Raw genomic sequence first — 12,395 nt, 5'->3', positions numbered from 1 at the left:
GCGCCGTTTAAGGCTGGAACACCTCGAAGGTTACGCCCTGAAACTCTGGCAGAGCTTCAAGCTGCGGACGGACTGTTGCCAGATCACCGACGACAATGACCGTCATCTTGTTCAGGTCGAGCTTTTGCGCGGCCTGCTGGATATCGGCAGGCGTCACGGACATCACCCACGGAATGTACCGGTCATAATAGTCGCGCGACAGATTGCGATTATCCAGAGTGATGATGTTGTTGACCACACCACTGGTCGTGGACATGCCCATCACAAAGCCGCCGGTACTCATATTTTGAGTGCCGGTTGTTTCCGCCTGGGTCGGTGTCTCACCTTGCAAGCGACGGATTTCGTGGAAAATCTCCTTCAGAGAGTCCCCCGTATGCGCCGCCGTTACATCGGCATTCTGGCTCCAGTGCGTGGTGTTCACATCCAGCACGTTCAGAGCGCTATACGGCGAATAGGTATAGCCCTTGTCCTCGCGGATATTGGTGGTGATGCGCGAGTTGAATGATCCGCCCAAAAGCGAGTCCATCACCTCGGCACGGATATAGTCCTGACCACCGATCTTGGGGGCATCGCTCACCAGCATCAGCGTGGACTGAAGGGCACCCGGACGATCCACCAAAACCACACGGCGCACCACCGCCGGTGCCACAGGCACATCCACCACCGCATTATTGATGCGCCAGCCACCAAACTGCTGCTCGATCGCGGCCCTTACCGCTGCGGCATCAAACTGGCCACCGACATAGATATGTGCGCCGTTCGGGCCGAAATTACGGGCATGGAAGGCCTTGGCCTGATCCAGCGTATAGGCCTGCATTTGCGCCTCGCTCGGCACATAGGCTGCATACGGGTGGCCCGCGAAAACCGTACGGTGATAGGCATTGAAGGCCTGCCCGCTCGGCGTGCTCAGATTGATAGCAATATTGCGCACATAGCCCTGTTTGACGCGATCCAGCGCATCGGCCGGAAACACCGGACGCTGCATCAAATCGGCAATAAGGGCCACGGCATCCGGTGCCCGCTCGCCAAGCACATTGGTCGAGAACAGGGTGCTGGACGAGCCAACAGAAGTACCAAGCCCGCCGCCTATATCGGCAAAGGCTTGCGATACCTCGCTACCGCTACGGCTGCCTGCCCCTTCGCGCATTAGCGAAACCGTCAGGTCCGACAACCATGTGTCCTCACCTTCGGCAGCATTACCTGTCGGAATGCGCACGGCCACAATGGCCTTGGGCACCACCGCATAGGGCACCAAGGTCACCTTGATACCGTTCGGCAGTTGATAGTCCTCGGTACGAGGCACCGAAACCGGCTTGGGTGCGCCAATGGCCGGTTGCGGTACAACCTGCGCCGATGCGGGCAAGGCACCCAGTATTATGGCCGAAGCGGCACTGACCACCGCCGCAGCATAGGAAAGACGACGGATCATTGCTGGGCCTCCGTTGCCGCCGGGGCTGCGCCCGGTTGCAGGATGACGATGGTACGGTTGCCGTCACGCAGATATTCGCGGGCGGTCGCGCGGATCAGTTCGGGTGTCACAGCGGCAAAGCCGGCCTCGACATCATTGAACTTGGCGGGATTGTCGTCGAACAGGGCATAGGCCGACAGGATTTCTGCCAGACCAAAGCGCGATGCGCTGTCGATCGTGCCATATAGCGACGAGCGGATCTTGGTCTTGGCGCGTTGCAGTTCCTGAGCCGAGACCAGATTGGTTTGCAGGTCGCCCACCACCGCATCTACCGCCGCCGTAATCTGGGCTTCGGACTTGTCGGCATCGTGGGTCAGATCGACCACCATCTCCATCGGGCCATTATAGGTATATTGGCTGCCCAGCAGGTTGATACCGCCGCCGATCCCCGAGGTGATGGATTCCTGACGCACCAGCTTGTCATACAGACGGCTGTCCGTGCCCTGGATCAGCATCTGGTTGATCAGGCCCATGGCGTACCATTCCGGCGAATGGCGCGGCGGCATGTGCCAGCCCGCGGCCCATGCCGGTTTGGGGGCCAGCGCATCATTATGGATTACGCGGCGCGGCTCGGTCTGGCGTGGCTCGGAGATGTCGGGCATCTGTACCGGCGCACTGGCCGGAATGGCGCCGAAATACTGCTCGATCCAGCGACGGGTCTCGGCTTCGTCAAAATCGCCACCGATGAACAGCACCGAATTGTTCGGACCATAGAAGCGTTCGTGAAACGCCTTGGCATCCTCTACCGTGGCCGCTTCCAGATCATCCAGCGCTCCATAGAAATTATGGGCATTGTGCCAGTTGGTATTGGCAGCCTGCGGCATGACCAGCCACGGCCATCCGCCATAGGGCTGGTTGAGAACGTTGACCTTAACCTCGTTGGCCACGACGTCCTGCTGGTTTTTCATCACTTCGGCATTGATGACCGGACGCGCCATACGGTCGGCCTCGCCCCAGATCATGGCTTCCAGAGCGCCAGACGGCACCACCTGATAATAGTTGGTGTAGTCAAAACGCGTCGAGCCGTTCATCGAACCGCCCGCATTGCTGACCAGATTGATGAAATGGCCCTTGGGCGCATTTTCCGATCCCTGGAACAGCAGATGTTCGAACAGGTGGGCAAAGCCGGTGCGGTCACGCGGTTCCACACGGAAGCCGATGCCGTAATGCACAGCCACAGTGACCGTCGGCACGCGGCTGTCTTTCAACAGCACCACACGCAGGCCGTTCGGCAGGCTGTAATAGACCGGATCGACGCGGAATTGCTGGCTTTGAACAGCCGGAGCTGCCGGTGCTGCCGTTGCAGCACCCGCAGCCATCGGAACGGCAGCCAGCACAAGTGCCAGCGCAGCGCCCCTCAACATTCTATGTTTCACTTTCCCTCCAAGGTCGTGATGACACGGACAATCGCAGGCTTAGATGCACTATGTTACGCGAGAGGCCTAATGTAGTTTTTGTAAGCTGCTGTTGCGCCCCGCCTGCACGGTGTCGCAAACACTTCGCTTGTCTTGATCCGTGTTCCGAGGCTCCATCCCGACATGCTTAGCGTCGTTCTTGCCGTATCCTCCATGCTGGCCACGCCGGTCGTCATCGCCCATCGCGGTAGCAGTGGCGAGCGCCCCGAACACACGCGCATGGCCTATGAGCGGGCCATAGATCAGGGGGCCGACATCATCGAGCCTGATCTGGTGATGAGCGCCGACGGCCATCTGGTGGTGCGTCACGAGAACGAGATCGGCGAGACGACCGATGTGGCTAACCATCCGCAGTTTGCCGATCGCAAAACGACGCGCAGCATCGACGGCATTCCCGTCACCGGCTGGTTCACCGAAGACTTTACGCTGGCCGAGCTGAAATCCTTGCGAGCCACAGAGCGCCTGCCCCTGCTGCGCCCTGCCTCGGCGGCCTTTGATGGTCAGGACACCATCCTGACCTTTGACGAGGTCGTGGCCATCGCCCGTGATGGCACTGCCCGCACAGGCCGCACCATCGGCGTGGCCCCTGAACTGAAACACCCCGCCCATTTTGCAAGTCGCAACCTGAACATCGAGGATGCCTTTGTGGCCGAGCTGAAACGGCTTGGCCTGACAGGGGCCGATGCACCCGTTCTGGTCCAGTGTTTCGAGGTCGGGCCGCTGGAACGGCTGTCCAAACGCATCGACACGCCCCTCTTACAATTGATGCAGGTACCCGGTGGCCCTGCCGACCGCCCCGACCTGACCTATGCCGATATGGCTACGCCCGATGGTTTGGCGGCCATACGCGCCTATGCGGGCTTTATCGGCGTACAGGACCAGATGATCCTGCCGCGCGACGACACCTCGGCTACCCTGCCCGCCACGGCCCTCGTCACCGATGCCCATGCTGCGGACCTGAAGGTGGTGGTGTGGACCTTCCGTGCCGAAAACATCTTCCTGCCGCTGGAACACCGTTCAAACGAAAGCCCGCCAGACCATGGCGATCTGACGGGCTATCTGAACCGTTTCTACGACCTGAAGGTCGATGCGGTGTTCAGCGACTTTCCGGCGCTGGCGGTCGGTGCCAGACTGGGCCGCCTACCGTAATCAGTCGTTCTGGAACTGTAGCTTGGCAAGGCGTGAATACAGCCCGCCCTTGGCCACCAGTTCGGCATGGGTGCCTTCTTCGACCACCTGACCGGCATCCATCACGATAATGCGGTCTGCGCGCAGGACCGTGGCCAGACGGTGGGCGATAACCAGCGTGGTGCGCGCCTCCATGGCCTGATCCAGAGCTGCCTGAACCAGACGTTCGTTTTCGGCATCCAGCGCACTGGTGGCTTCGTCCAGCAACAGGATCGGCGCATCGCGTACCAGAGCGCGCGCAATAGCCAGACGCTGACGCTGTCCGCCCGACAGGCTCTTGGCACGCTCGCCAAGCGGCGTGTCGAACCCTTGCGGCAGGGCTTCGATAAAGCCCAGAGCCTGAGCCTCGGAGGCGGCCTGTCTGGCCTGTTCCAGCGTCGCATCCTCGCGACCGAAGCGGATATTCTCCAGCGGCGAGCCCGAGAACAGCGGCGCTTCTTGCGAAACCCACGCATAGCGGCTGCGAACCTCGACCGGATCGGCCTTGCGGACATCGACACCGTCCACCGAAACCAGACCCGATTGCGGATCATAGAAACGCAGCAACAGACGGAACACAGTCGACTTGCCCGCACCCGACGGCCCCACCAGAGCCACCGTCTCGCCCGGACGTACCGTCAGGCTAAAGCCTTTAAGTGCGGTCAGGTCCGGACGGCCCGGATAGGCAAAGTCCACCGCCGACATGGAAACCTCGCCACGCGGCGGAACCGGCAGCACACTGGGGGTGGTCGGTGCCGCAATCGCAGGCTCGGCCCGCATCAGCTCGTCGATACGCTCCATTGCGCCCGCAGCCTTTTGCACATCGCCCCAGCTTTCGCCCAGCGCGCCCACAGCCCCTGCGGCAAACACCGACAGAAGCACGAACTGCAACAGCGAGCCCGGCGTCATATTGCCCGCCACCACGTCCTGCGCACCCAGCCACAGCACCAGCGACACACCACCGAACATGACGGTGATGATCATGGCGGTCATGACAGCCCGCGCGCGCATACGTTTCAGCGACGCGCCAAAGGCCATTTCCACAGCCGCATCAAAACGGCCACGGGCATTGTTTTCGCGACCAAAGGCCTGAACCGTTTCCAGCGCATCGACGCTTTCACCGGCAAAACCCACAGCGCCTGCAAACGTGTCCTGTGACTGGACGGTCAGCTTGCGGACCTGACGGCCGAACAGGAACAGGGGCACGATCAAGATCGGCACGATCAGCAGAACAAATGCTGTCAGCTTGGGGCTGACGAAGAACAGCAGGATCGTGGCACCGATCAGGGTCAGGAAATTACGCAGCGCATAGCTGATCGAGGTGGTCAGCAGCGTATCGACCAACTGGATGTCGGTCGTCATGCGCGACAGCACCTCGCCGGTGCGCATATGGGCAAAGAACACCGGATCCAGTGACAGGATACGGGCAAATAAACCCTGACGCAGATCGGCAATCATACGCTCGCCGGTCTTGGTCACATAGAAATAGCGCAGCGCCGTCAGCAGACCCAGCACCAGCGCATTGGCCCCGAGAATACCGAACCAGAAGTTCAGATGCGCCCCGCCATCTTCAAAGCCGGTATCAATGGCACCGCGCGCCGTCGCCGTCAGCGCCAGCGAGGCCGCCGTCGAGGCCACAAGGAACAGGGCCGATAACAGGGCATGGCCCTTGTGCGCCGCCAGATAGGGCAGCAACCGCGCAAGGGGTTTAACATTACGACTGCGGCTGCGCTTTCCGGCAGCCTCGCCTATCTGTTCGACCAGCAGGGCTCCGGCCCCGGGGCGACCATGAACGGCAGTTTCAGTGGGTGTGGCATTTTGCTGGTTCATACACCTGCTCTTGCCCCGTAACGCCCCTCGGTGTAAACGCCCGACCTCGCTCCCACCGTCTCGCACGGCGGGATTCTCGAATTTACGCGCAGTGACGGTCGGAATCGTCGTCGCGCAGAGACGGATTTACATCATGAAGACCGATACGCACCCGGACTACCACTTCATCAAAGTTGTGATGACCGATGGCAGCAGCTACGAAACCCGCTCGACCTACGGTAAAGCTGGTGACACCCTGAACCTCGACATCGACCCGACTTCGCACCCGGCATGGACCGGTGGCAACGGTCAGATGCTGGATCGCGCTGGCCGCGTGTCGCGCTTCAACGGCAAGTTCGGTGGCTTCCTCAAGAAGTAAGTCCGTTACCGTTGGTGACAACAAGAAGCACCGCTCCGGAAGGGGCGGTGCTTTTTCTTTAACCGGAACAGGGATAACCTGCGGGCGTTCAGATTAGGTCGGCAGATATGGTGTCTGACGAAACGGTCGAATGGACAGTATGAGCGGATGGGTTATGAATCGACGTGAATTGGGTCTGGGTGTCGCAACGACGTCTCTGGCTCTGGGTGCAGCAAATGCGTCACTGGCACAGGTGCAGGTGACCGTTCCAAGCCCCTCCCCTGCTGCTCTTGACGCCCAGATCGGCCGCCTTGCCCAAGACATCCAGCCGGATGTTCGCAAGGTTTACGAACTGACCGGCGGTCGCCCCGTTTGGAACGCCGAACGCCTTCGCGCCCTGCAGGATGTCGCCAGCCGCGCCGAACACCACGCGCTTCCCGCCGGTGACTATTTCGATTTCGTCGGCCTTGCCGCACAGGCCGATACCGCAGAAGTGCGTTCAACCGCTGCTGCTCTGACCTATGCCAAGGTTCTAGCCCAGGGCCGCATCGCGCCGGAATCGGTCGAAGAGCTGTGGGAAATGCAGAAGAACAGCGTCGATGTGGCCTCGGGCCTTGTCGGTGCTCTGAACAATAACGGCCTGTCGGCGTGGTTCGACGGCCTGCCCCCGCAAGACATCGGCTACAAGAACCTGTCCGCAGGTTATGTCCGCTATCGCCGCATTGCCCGTGACGGCGGCTGGCCTGCCTTTGCGACGGGTGCCCAGATCGAACCGGGCACCAGCGATCCGCGCGTCCCCGGTCTGGTCAAACGTCTGGCGCTTGAGGGCGATATCAACGCTTCGACAGCCTCCAGCCTTGGCACCGGCTCGGTTTACAACGCCGCGGTCCAGCAAGGCATGCGCAGCTTCCAGGCCCGTCATGGTCTGGGCGTGGATGGCCGCGTCGGTCCGGCGACCCAGCGCTCGCTCAGCACATCTGCCGAAGACCGCGCCCGCCAGATTGCCCTTAATCTGGAACGTCGCCGCTGGCTGAAGCGCGATCTGCAACCCGAGCGGATCGAGGTCAATACCGCCGCCGCCATCATGGTTTACTGGAAGGACGGCCAGCCCGTTCACTCCAACCGCGTCGTCGTCGGCTCGCACGAGAACCAGACCCCCAGTCTGGAACGCGACTTCGCCTCGGTCGTCGCCAACCCGCCATGGACCGTTCCCATGGGCATTGCGCGTCGTGAAATCCTGCCCAAGGGGCCGGGTTATCTGGCCGCCAATGACATGTATATCAACGACAATGGCTGGGTGGTGCAACGCGCCGGTCCCCGCTCGTCGCTGGGCTATGTAAAGTTCGAGCTGCGCGACAGCTACGCCATCTTCCTGCACGATACGCCGAGCAAGGGTGCGTTCAACCTGTCGGTGCGCCAGCGCAGCCACGGCTGCGTACGCGTGCAGAACGCTGTTGAATTTGCCCGTCTGCTGCTGGCTCCCGATCCGACCAAACTGGAACGCTTTGATACCGCACAGGTCAGCGGTGATACGACCCGCGTCCAGACCGGTCGCCAGATCGGGGTGCGCCTGTTGTACTGGACGGCGTTTGTTGACGGTCAGGGCCGCGTGGCCTTCCGCGAGGATTCCTACCGCCGCGACACCAAGCTGGCCCGCGCCATGGGTATCGATGTGCGCCTGCCCGAAGTGGTCTCCGAAGCCCCTGCGGACAAGGATGACGACTGGGTCTAGGCGTCACCTCCGACAAAAAGAAAAGGCGGCGGGTGTGAAGCCCGCCGCCTTTTTCTTTGTCTCTCACGTCTTAGCCAAATGCCGCCTTCAAGCGTTCGATCTGGCTCCGAACCCCGTTGACGGGTGGCTCTTCCTCGAAGGACACATACATTTTCTGGTCCAGATAATAGGTTCGGTCATACAGGCGCTCTGTCCGTTGGACATAGTCCACCAAGACCGCAGGCAGGTCTTTTGACAGAGGCTCGGTCTTTACGTCGCGCGCCGCCAGACGATAGCGCGACTGAAACGCGACATCGGCGTCCAGATTACCCTCGTTCACCGCCCTCTGAACCAGCAGCCATGACGCAATCTGCATCAGGCGCGTGGTCAGCTTCATGCTTTCGCTTGCATAGCTCAACGCCGCAGAGCGCGTCAGAAGGCGCGACTCGCTGCGGCCATCGCCATCCAGATAGGCCGCCGTTTCCTCGACCAGTTCAATGCCTTCGCGAAACAGGCGCTGGAACAGCTCGGAAGCCGTAAATTTCAGCACTTCGGTCGTGCGGACCGACGTATTTATTGGCAGTTCATTGACCAGATTCACGTCGTTTCCGTCCCCACGCGGCACCCCTTTCCGGGATGCGAGCCACAGTGTCTACCCTACTGCCAAGCTTGGAAACAACCTTGTTACGTCCAAGTCCATGTGCGACGCAAAACCTATCCCCTGTCAGGTTAAAATTTGAACAGCGCATCGGCTGCATTGCGCTGTGAGGACTTGGACTGAATGGCCGACTTTACGCGGGCGATTTCCGCTTCCAGCGCGGCAATGCGCGTTTCCAGATCCCCGACCGAATACGGATCGAGGTCTTCGCGGATCAGGGCATGCAGGCTGTCGCCCCCTGCCGGATTAGCCTCAAGATCTTCAAAGGACATACGCGCCTCCTGGACCAAATATCGCGACCGCATTGATGGCCGAACGCCTTATGACTGCGTAGAAGACGCTTGAAACCGTTTTTTAGCAAGTCTGGAGCCTCCCCATGCGCGTCATCGAAATCATAGACGGCAAAGGTCCGGCCTCGGCGCTGGTTGTGGCAGAGCGCCCTGTTCCGCAGCCACAAGCTGGTGAAATCCTGATCCGCGTGCGTGCCGCAGGCGTCAATCGTCCCGACATTGTCCAGCGTAACGGTTTCTATCCGGCCCCTGCGGGCGCGTCAGACATTATGGGACTTGAGGTTGCCGGAGAGGTCGAAGCCATCGGTGACGGTGTCACCCGCTGGGCAGTCGGTGACAGAGTTTGCGCCCTTCTGGGCGGCGGCGGCTATGCCGAGCATGTCTGCGTCGATACCCGCCATGCCCTCCCCGTCCCTGCCGGCCTTGATTTCGAGCAGGCGGCCGCCCTGCCCGAAACCGTCTTTACCGTCTTTACCAATGTGTTCGAGGGCGGTGCGCTGAAAGCGGGCGAGACGCTGCTGATCCACGGTGCCACCAGCGGCATCGGTGTCATGGCGATCCAGATGGCCAAGGCCGCCGGTGCCCGCGTGATTGCCACCAGCCGCACGGCTGCCAAGGCCGAGGCCGCCACAGATCTGGGTGCCGACATCAGTCTGGATGCCTCGTCCCAAGACCTTGCCGCCGAGATCAAGGCCGCAGGTGGCGCAGATGTGGTGCTGGACATGGTCGGTGCCGCCTATGCCGAGCTGAACCTGAAAGCACTCAAGGAACGCGGGCGCTGGGTGGTGATTGCCAGCCTGACCGGCAACCGTGCCGAGATCGACCTGCAACGCATCATGCTGAAAAAGCTGGTGCTGACCGGCTCGACCCTTCGCAATCGCCCCGCCGACGAAAAGGCCCGTCTGGCCGCAGCGGTCGAAGCGACCGTCTGGCCGTGGATCGAGCAGGGCAAGATCAGCGCCCGTATCCATGCCCGCTTCCCGCTTGATCAAGCCGCACAGGCCCATGCTGAACTGGAAGCCGGTGACCATGTCGGCAAGGTGCTGCTGATCCCGTAAACAGCAAAAAGGGGCCGGATGTAATCCGGCCCCTTCCTTTTTAATCCGTCTGGCGCTTAGCGCGGACGATAGTTGTCATAGCCACGGCCCACGGGGCGCATCGACGAGATGGTGTCGTTCAGGCGCAGACGGGTCAGATCGCGCGTATCCGAGGAGATGCGCTCACAACGACCACGGAAGTTGGCGTCGGTGCAGATTTCCCAAGTCCCGCTATTGCGCGAGAAACGGATCGAGCTGACCGCATCATTCATGCCGTGGTTGCGCAGGTTGGCAACTTCACGGTCAAACGTCAGCGACTGACCACGATAATCGGAGTCGCGATAGACCGTGATCGAACCGCCACGGCCACCATTGCCGCCGCCCCAACCACCGCCGTTGCCACCGCCCCAGCCGTTGCCATTACCATTACCCGGACGACCATTGTCCTCGTAATCACCGCGGTGCCCACGGCAGACCAGAAGTCCATTATCGTTGCCGATATCACTGCTGGAGCAGCGGTTCAGCTCGATGGAGGTTTCGCGCACATTGCCGCGTCTATCACGGCAGTCAGCATACAGACGGCCCTGATTGACATAGGATCCCGTGCACGTCTGGGCATAGCTGCCGCGCGGGGCGCCGCGTGTCTGTGCCTGTGCATCGGCGGGCGTTACCGTGGCAAAGCTGATACCTCCGGCGACAACCGTGAAAGCTGCCAAGGCTGCAAATCCGTTCTTCATGGGTCACCCTTTCCAATCTGGTGCCAAACATTCATTCAACGCCAGCAGCATGACATTAAAATATGAACCCTAGCTGTATGGAGCTGGCAGACAGCGTTTTCTTTTTAGCGAAATAAGCCTATAGTCGTTCCATCGCGCCCGGCCGAAAAGGTCGGGCGCCGTCGTATCCAACGCCCATTATTTGGGCCTGAACCACCGGGATAAATGCCCATGTCCGAGATCCTGATGCCCAAGGCCACTGCGGTCTGGCTGGTGGAAAACACCTCGCTGACCTTCGAGCAGATTGCCGATTTTTGCGGTCTGCACCCGCTGGAAGTGCGCGGCATTGCCGATGGCGATGTGGCTCGCGACATCCGTGGTGCCGACCCGCTCGTCAACGGTCAGCTGACCCGCGAAGAACTGGAAAAAGCCCAGGCTGATTCCACCTATCGCATGAAGGCCATTGTTTCGCGCCACGCCGAGCTGCTGAAGCCGGTCAAGACGGGTCCGAAATATACGCCGGTTTCGCGCCGTCAGGACCGTCCGGACGCCATCATGTGGTTCGTTCGTAACCACCCTGAAGTGGCCGATGCGCAGATCGCCAAACTGCTCGGCACCACCAAGGCCACCATCGAGTCGGTACGCAACCGCACCCACTGGAACTCGACCAACATCAAACCGGTCGATCCGGTGACGCTGGGCCTCGTTGGCCAGCTACAACTGGACGAAGTCGTGCGCAAAGCCGCCGACAAAAAGGCCAAGGAAGACGCCAAGAACGGCATCCTCCAGCCCGTACAAGCGGCTCCTGAAGAGCCGGTTGTAATCTTCGAAGAAGACATCGACCACTTCGCCAATGCCGAACCGACCGCAGAGTCGGTGTTCGGCTCGCGCGACTGATCGCACGGCTTTGAAAAGCAAAAGGCTCCGAAGCTTTCGCTTCGGAGCCTTTTTCATATCTGTGTCCGGTTAGTGTATCCGGCCTTCCAACAGGCCGATCTCTTCCTTGAGCTTCAACTTCTGTTGTTTCAGCCCCCTGAGCCGCGTGGGATCTGCCGTGGGTCGTCGCATTTCCTGCTGGATCGTATCGTCCAGTGTGCGGTGACGGTTACCCAATTCTCTTATACGCGCCTCAATCGTCATGGCTTGCGCCTCCATGTCTAAGGGACGAAGACAATGAGCGCCGTGTACGCCTGTAAGGGGAATCACATTCCGGTGACATTCCTTGGTATAGACTGTCTGACTGCCCCCGTTTCGAAAGGTCGCCACCCTTGAATCCCGCCGCCAACGCATCGACGCCCGCCCGCATGGTTGTGGGAATTTCCGGAGCTTCCGGCGTGATTTACGGTGTCCGCGTGCTGGATGCTCTGAAGGAAATGGGCGTCGAGAGCCATCTGGTCATCTCGCGTGCCGCCCTGCTGACCCTATCACAAGAAACTGATCTGACGCCGGACGATGTCACCCAGCGTGCCAGCGTGGTTCACAAGATCGCTGATGTGGGTGCCACCATCGCTTCAGGCTCGTTCCGTACCATGGGCATGATTATCGCCCCCTGCTCGGTACGGACCATGAGCGAGATCGCCACCGGCGTGACCTCCACCCTGCTGACGCGAGCCGCCGACGTCGTTCTGAAAGAGCGCCGCCCTCTGGTGCTGATGGTGCGCGAAACGCCGCTGCACCTTGGCCATCTGCGCACCATGACGGCGCTGGCCGAAATGGGCGCTGTGATCGCCCCGCCCCTGCCCGCCATGTATGCGCGCCCTGAAAGC

At 60.8% G+C, this 12,395-nt stretch carries 13 protein-coding genes; 6 read left to right on the top strand and 7 right to left on the bottom strand.

The window, feature by feature from the left end; genetic code table 11:
* Positions 1-7: 7 nt before the first annotated feature.
* Both RSB01_RS11250 and RSB01_RS11245 read right to left on the bottom strand, forming a co-directional pair.
* Positions 8-1,429 carry a pitrilysin family protein gene (locus tag RSB01_RS11250; protein WP_332590980.1) on the bottom strand — a complete coding sequence of 474 codons (1,422 nt, stop codon included), beginning with the start codon at positions 1,427-1,429 and terminating at the stop codon, positions 8-10.
* Positions 1,426-2,832: a pitrilysin family protein gene (locus RSB01_RS11245; RefSeq protein ID WP_332590981.1), complete on the bottom strand. Its 1,407-nt coding sequence runs from the start codon at positions 2,830-2,832 to the stop codon at positions 1,426-1,428. Before RSB01_RS11245 ends, RSB01_RS11250 begins: the two co-directional genes overlap by 4 nt.
* 174 nt (positions 2,833-3,006) lie before the next feature.
* Between RSB01_RS11245 and RSB01_RS11240 the strand changes: the two genes are divergently transcribed.
* Positions 3,007-4,032, top strand: coding sequence for a glycerophosphodiester phosphodiesterase (locus RSB01_RS11240; RefSeq protein WP_332590982.1), 1,026 nt, complete (start codon positions 3,007-3,009; stop codon positions 4,030-4,032).
* On the opposite strand, the gene RSB01_RS11235 is transcribed toward RSB01_RS11240, so the two are convergent.
* Positions 4,033-5,880 carry an ABC transporter transmembrane domain-containing protein gene (locus RSB01_RS11235; protein WP_332590983.1) on the bottom strand — a complete coding sequence of 616 codons (1,848 nt, stop codon included), beginning with the start codon at positions 5,878-5,880 and terminating at the stop codon, positions 4,033-4,035.
* Positions 5,881-6,013: 133 nt separating this feature from the next.
* Between RSB01_RS11235 and rpmE the strand changes: the two genes are divergently transcribed.
* Together rpmE and RSB01_RS11225 are read left to right on the top strand one after the other, a co-directional pair.
* Positions 6,014-6,238 (top strand): 50S ribosomal protein L31, encoded by a 225-nt coding sequence (gene rpmE, locus RSB01_RS11230; protein ID WP_332590984.1) that lies wholly within the window; start codon positions 6,014-6,016, stop codon positions 6,236-6,238.
* Between the two features lie 154 nt (positions 6,239-6,392).
* Positions 6,393-7,949, top strand: coding sequence for a L,D-transpeptidase family protein (locus RSB01_RS11225; RefSeq protein ID WP_332620540.1), 1,557 nt, complete (start codon positions 6,393-6,395; stop codon positions 7,947-7,949).
* Between the two features lie 70 nt (positions 7,950-8,019).
* On the opposite strand, the gene RSB01_RS11220 is transcribed toward RSB01_RS11225, so the two are convergent.
* Together RSB01_RS11220 and RSB01_RS11215 are read right to left on the bottom strand one after the other, a co-directional pair.
* Complete coding sequence (locus RSB01_RS11220; RefSeq protein WP_332590986.1) at positions 8,020-8,529, bottom strand: DUF1465 family protein; 510 nt, start codon at positions 8,527-8,529, stop codon at positions 8,020-8,022.
* A gap of 128 nt (positions 8,530-8,657) precedes the next feature.
* The gene (locus RSB01_RS11215) at positions 8,658-8,858 is read right to left on the bottom strand and encodes a DUF1192 domain-containing protein (RefSeq protein WP_332590987.1); all 201 of its coding nucleotides are present in this window, start codon (positions 8,856-8,858) and stop codon (positions 8,658-8,660) included.
* Positions 8,859-8,962: 104 nt separating this feature from the next.
* Here RSB01_RS11215 and RSB01_RS11210 point away from each other — a divergent pair, with 104 nt between their 5' ends.
* Positions 8,963-9,934, top strand: a complete 972-nt coding sequence (locus RSB01_RS11210; RefSeq protein ID WP_332625488.1) for an NAD(P)H-quinone oxidoreductase — start codon at positions 8,963-8,965, stop codon at positions 9,932-9,934.
* A gap of 56 nt (positions 9,935-9,990) precedes the next feature.
* On the opposite strand, the gene RSB01_RS11205 is transcribed toward RSB01_RS11210, so the two are convergent.
* A complete protein-coding gene (locus tag RSB01_RS11205) occupies positions 9,991-10,650 on the bottom strand; it encodes a beta/gamma crystallin-related protein (RefSeq protein ID WP_332592159.1) in 660 nt (219 codons plus the stop codon).
* A 210-nt stretch (positions 10,651-10,860) separates the two neighbouring features.
* Here RSB01_RS11205 and RSB01_RS11200 point away from each other — a divergent pair, with 210 nt between their 5' ends.
* On the top strand, positions 10,861-11,526 hold the full coding sequence (locus RSB01_RS11200; RefSeq protein WP_332625487.1) for a cell cycle transcriptional regulator TrcR: 666 nt from the start codon (positions 10,861-10,863) through the stop codon (positions 11,524-11,526).
* Positions 11,527-11,595: 69 nt separating this feature from the next.
* Here RSB01_RS11200 and RSB01_RS11195 read toward each other — a convergent pair whose 3' ends face one another.
* Entirely contained in the window at positions 11,596-11,769 is a 174-nt protein-coding gene (locus RSB01_RS11195; RefSeq protein WP_332591913.1) for a DUF465 domain-containing protein, read from the bottom strand.
* Between the two features lie 164 nt (positions 11,770-11,933).
* Between RSB01_RS11195 and RSB01_RS11190 the strand changes: the two genes are divergently transcribed.
* A partial coding sequence (locus tag RSB01_RS11190) for a UbiX family flavin prenyltransferase (protein ID WP_332625489.1) occupies positions 11,934-12,395 on the top strand: 462 nt, incomplete at its 3' end.

It is taken from the genome of Brevundimonas sp., from assembly GCF_036659295.1.
Taxonomy (GTDB): domain Bacteria; phylum Pseudomonadota; class Alphaproteobacteria; order Caulobacterales; family Caulobacteraceae; genus Brevundimonas.
Note: the sequence above shows the minus strand (reverse complement) of the source record. Positions and strands in the feature narration are given on the sequence as shown.

Coding starts and splice junctions, on each gene's coding strand:
- RSB01_RS11250 (WP_332590980.1), bottom strand. CDS start 1,429: ATGATCCGTCGTCTTTCCTATGCTGCGGCGGTGGTCAGTGCCGCTTCG.
- RSB01_RS11245 (WP_332590981.1), bottom strand. CDS start 2,832: ATGTTGAGGGGCGCTGCGCTGGCACTTGTGCTGGCTGCCGTTCCGATG.
- RSB01_RS11240 (WP_332590982.1), top strand. CDS start 3,007: ATGCTTAGCGTCGTTCTTGCCGTATCCTCCATGCTGGCCACGCCGGTC.
- RSB01_RS11235 (WP_332590983.1), bottom strand. CDS start 5,880: ATGAACCAGCAAAATGCCACACCCACTGAAACTGCCGTTCATGGTCGC.
- rpmE (WP_332590984.1), top strand. CDS start 6,014: ATGAAGACCGATACGCACCCGGACTACCACTTCATCAAAGTTGTGATG.
- RSB01_RS11225 (WP_332620540.1), top strand. CDS start 6,393: ATGAATCGACGTGAATTGGGTCTGGGTGTCGCAACGACGTCTCTGGCT.
- RSB01_RS11215 (WP_332590987.1), bottom strand. CDS start 8,858: ATGTCCTTTGAAGATCTTGAGGCTAATCCGGCAGGGGGCGACAGCCTG.
- RSB01_RS11210 (WP_332625488.1), top strand. CDS start 8,963: ATGCGCGTCATCGAAATCATAGACGGCAAAGGTCCGGCCTCGGCGCTG.
- RSB01_RS11205 (WP_332592159.1), bottom strand. CDS start 10,650: ATGAAGAACGGATTTGCAGCCTTGGCAGCTTTCACGGTTGTCGCCGGA.
- RSB01_RS11200 (WP_332625487.1), top strand. CDS start 10,861: ATGTCCGAGATCCTGATGCCCAAGGCCACTGCGGTCTGGCTGGTGGAA.
- RSB01_RS11195 (WP_332591913.1), bottom strand. CDS start 11,769: ATGACGATTGAGGCGCGTATAAGAGAATTGGGTAACCGTCACCGCACA.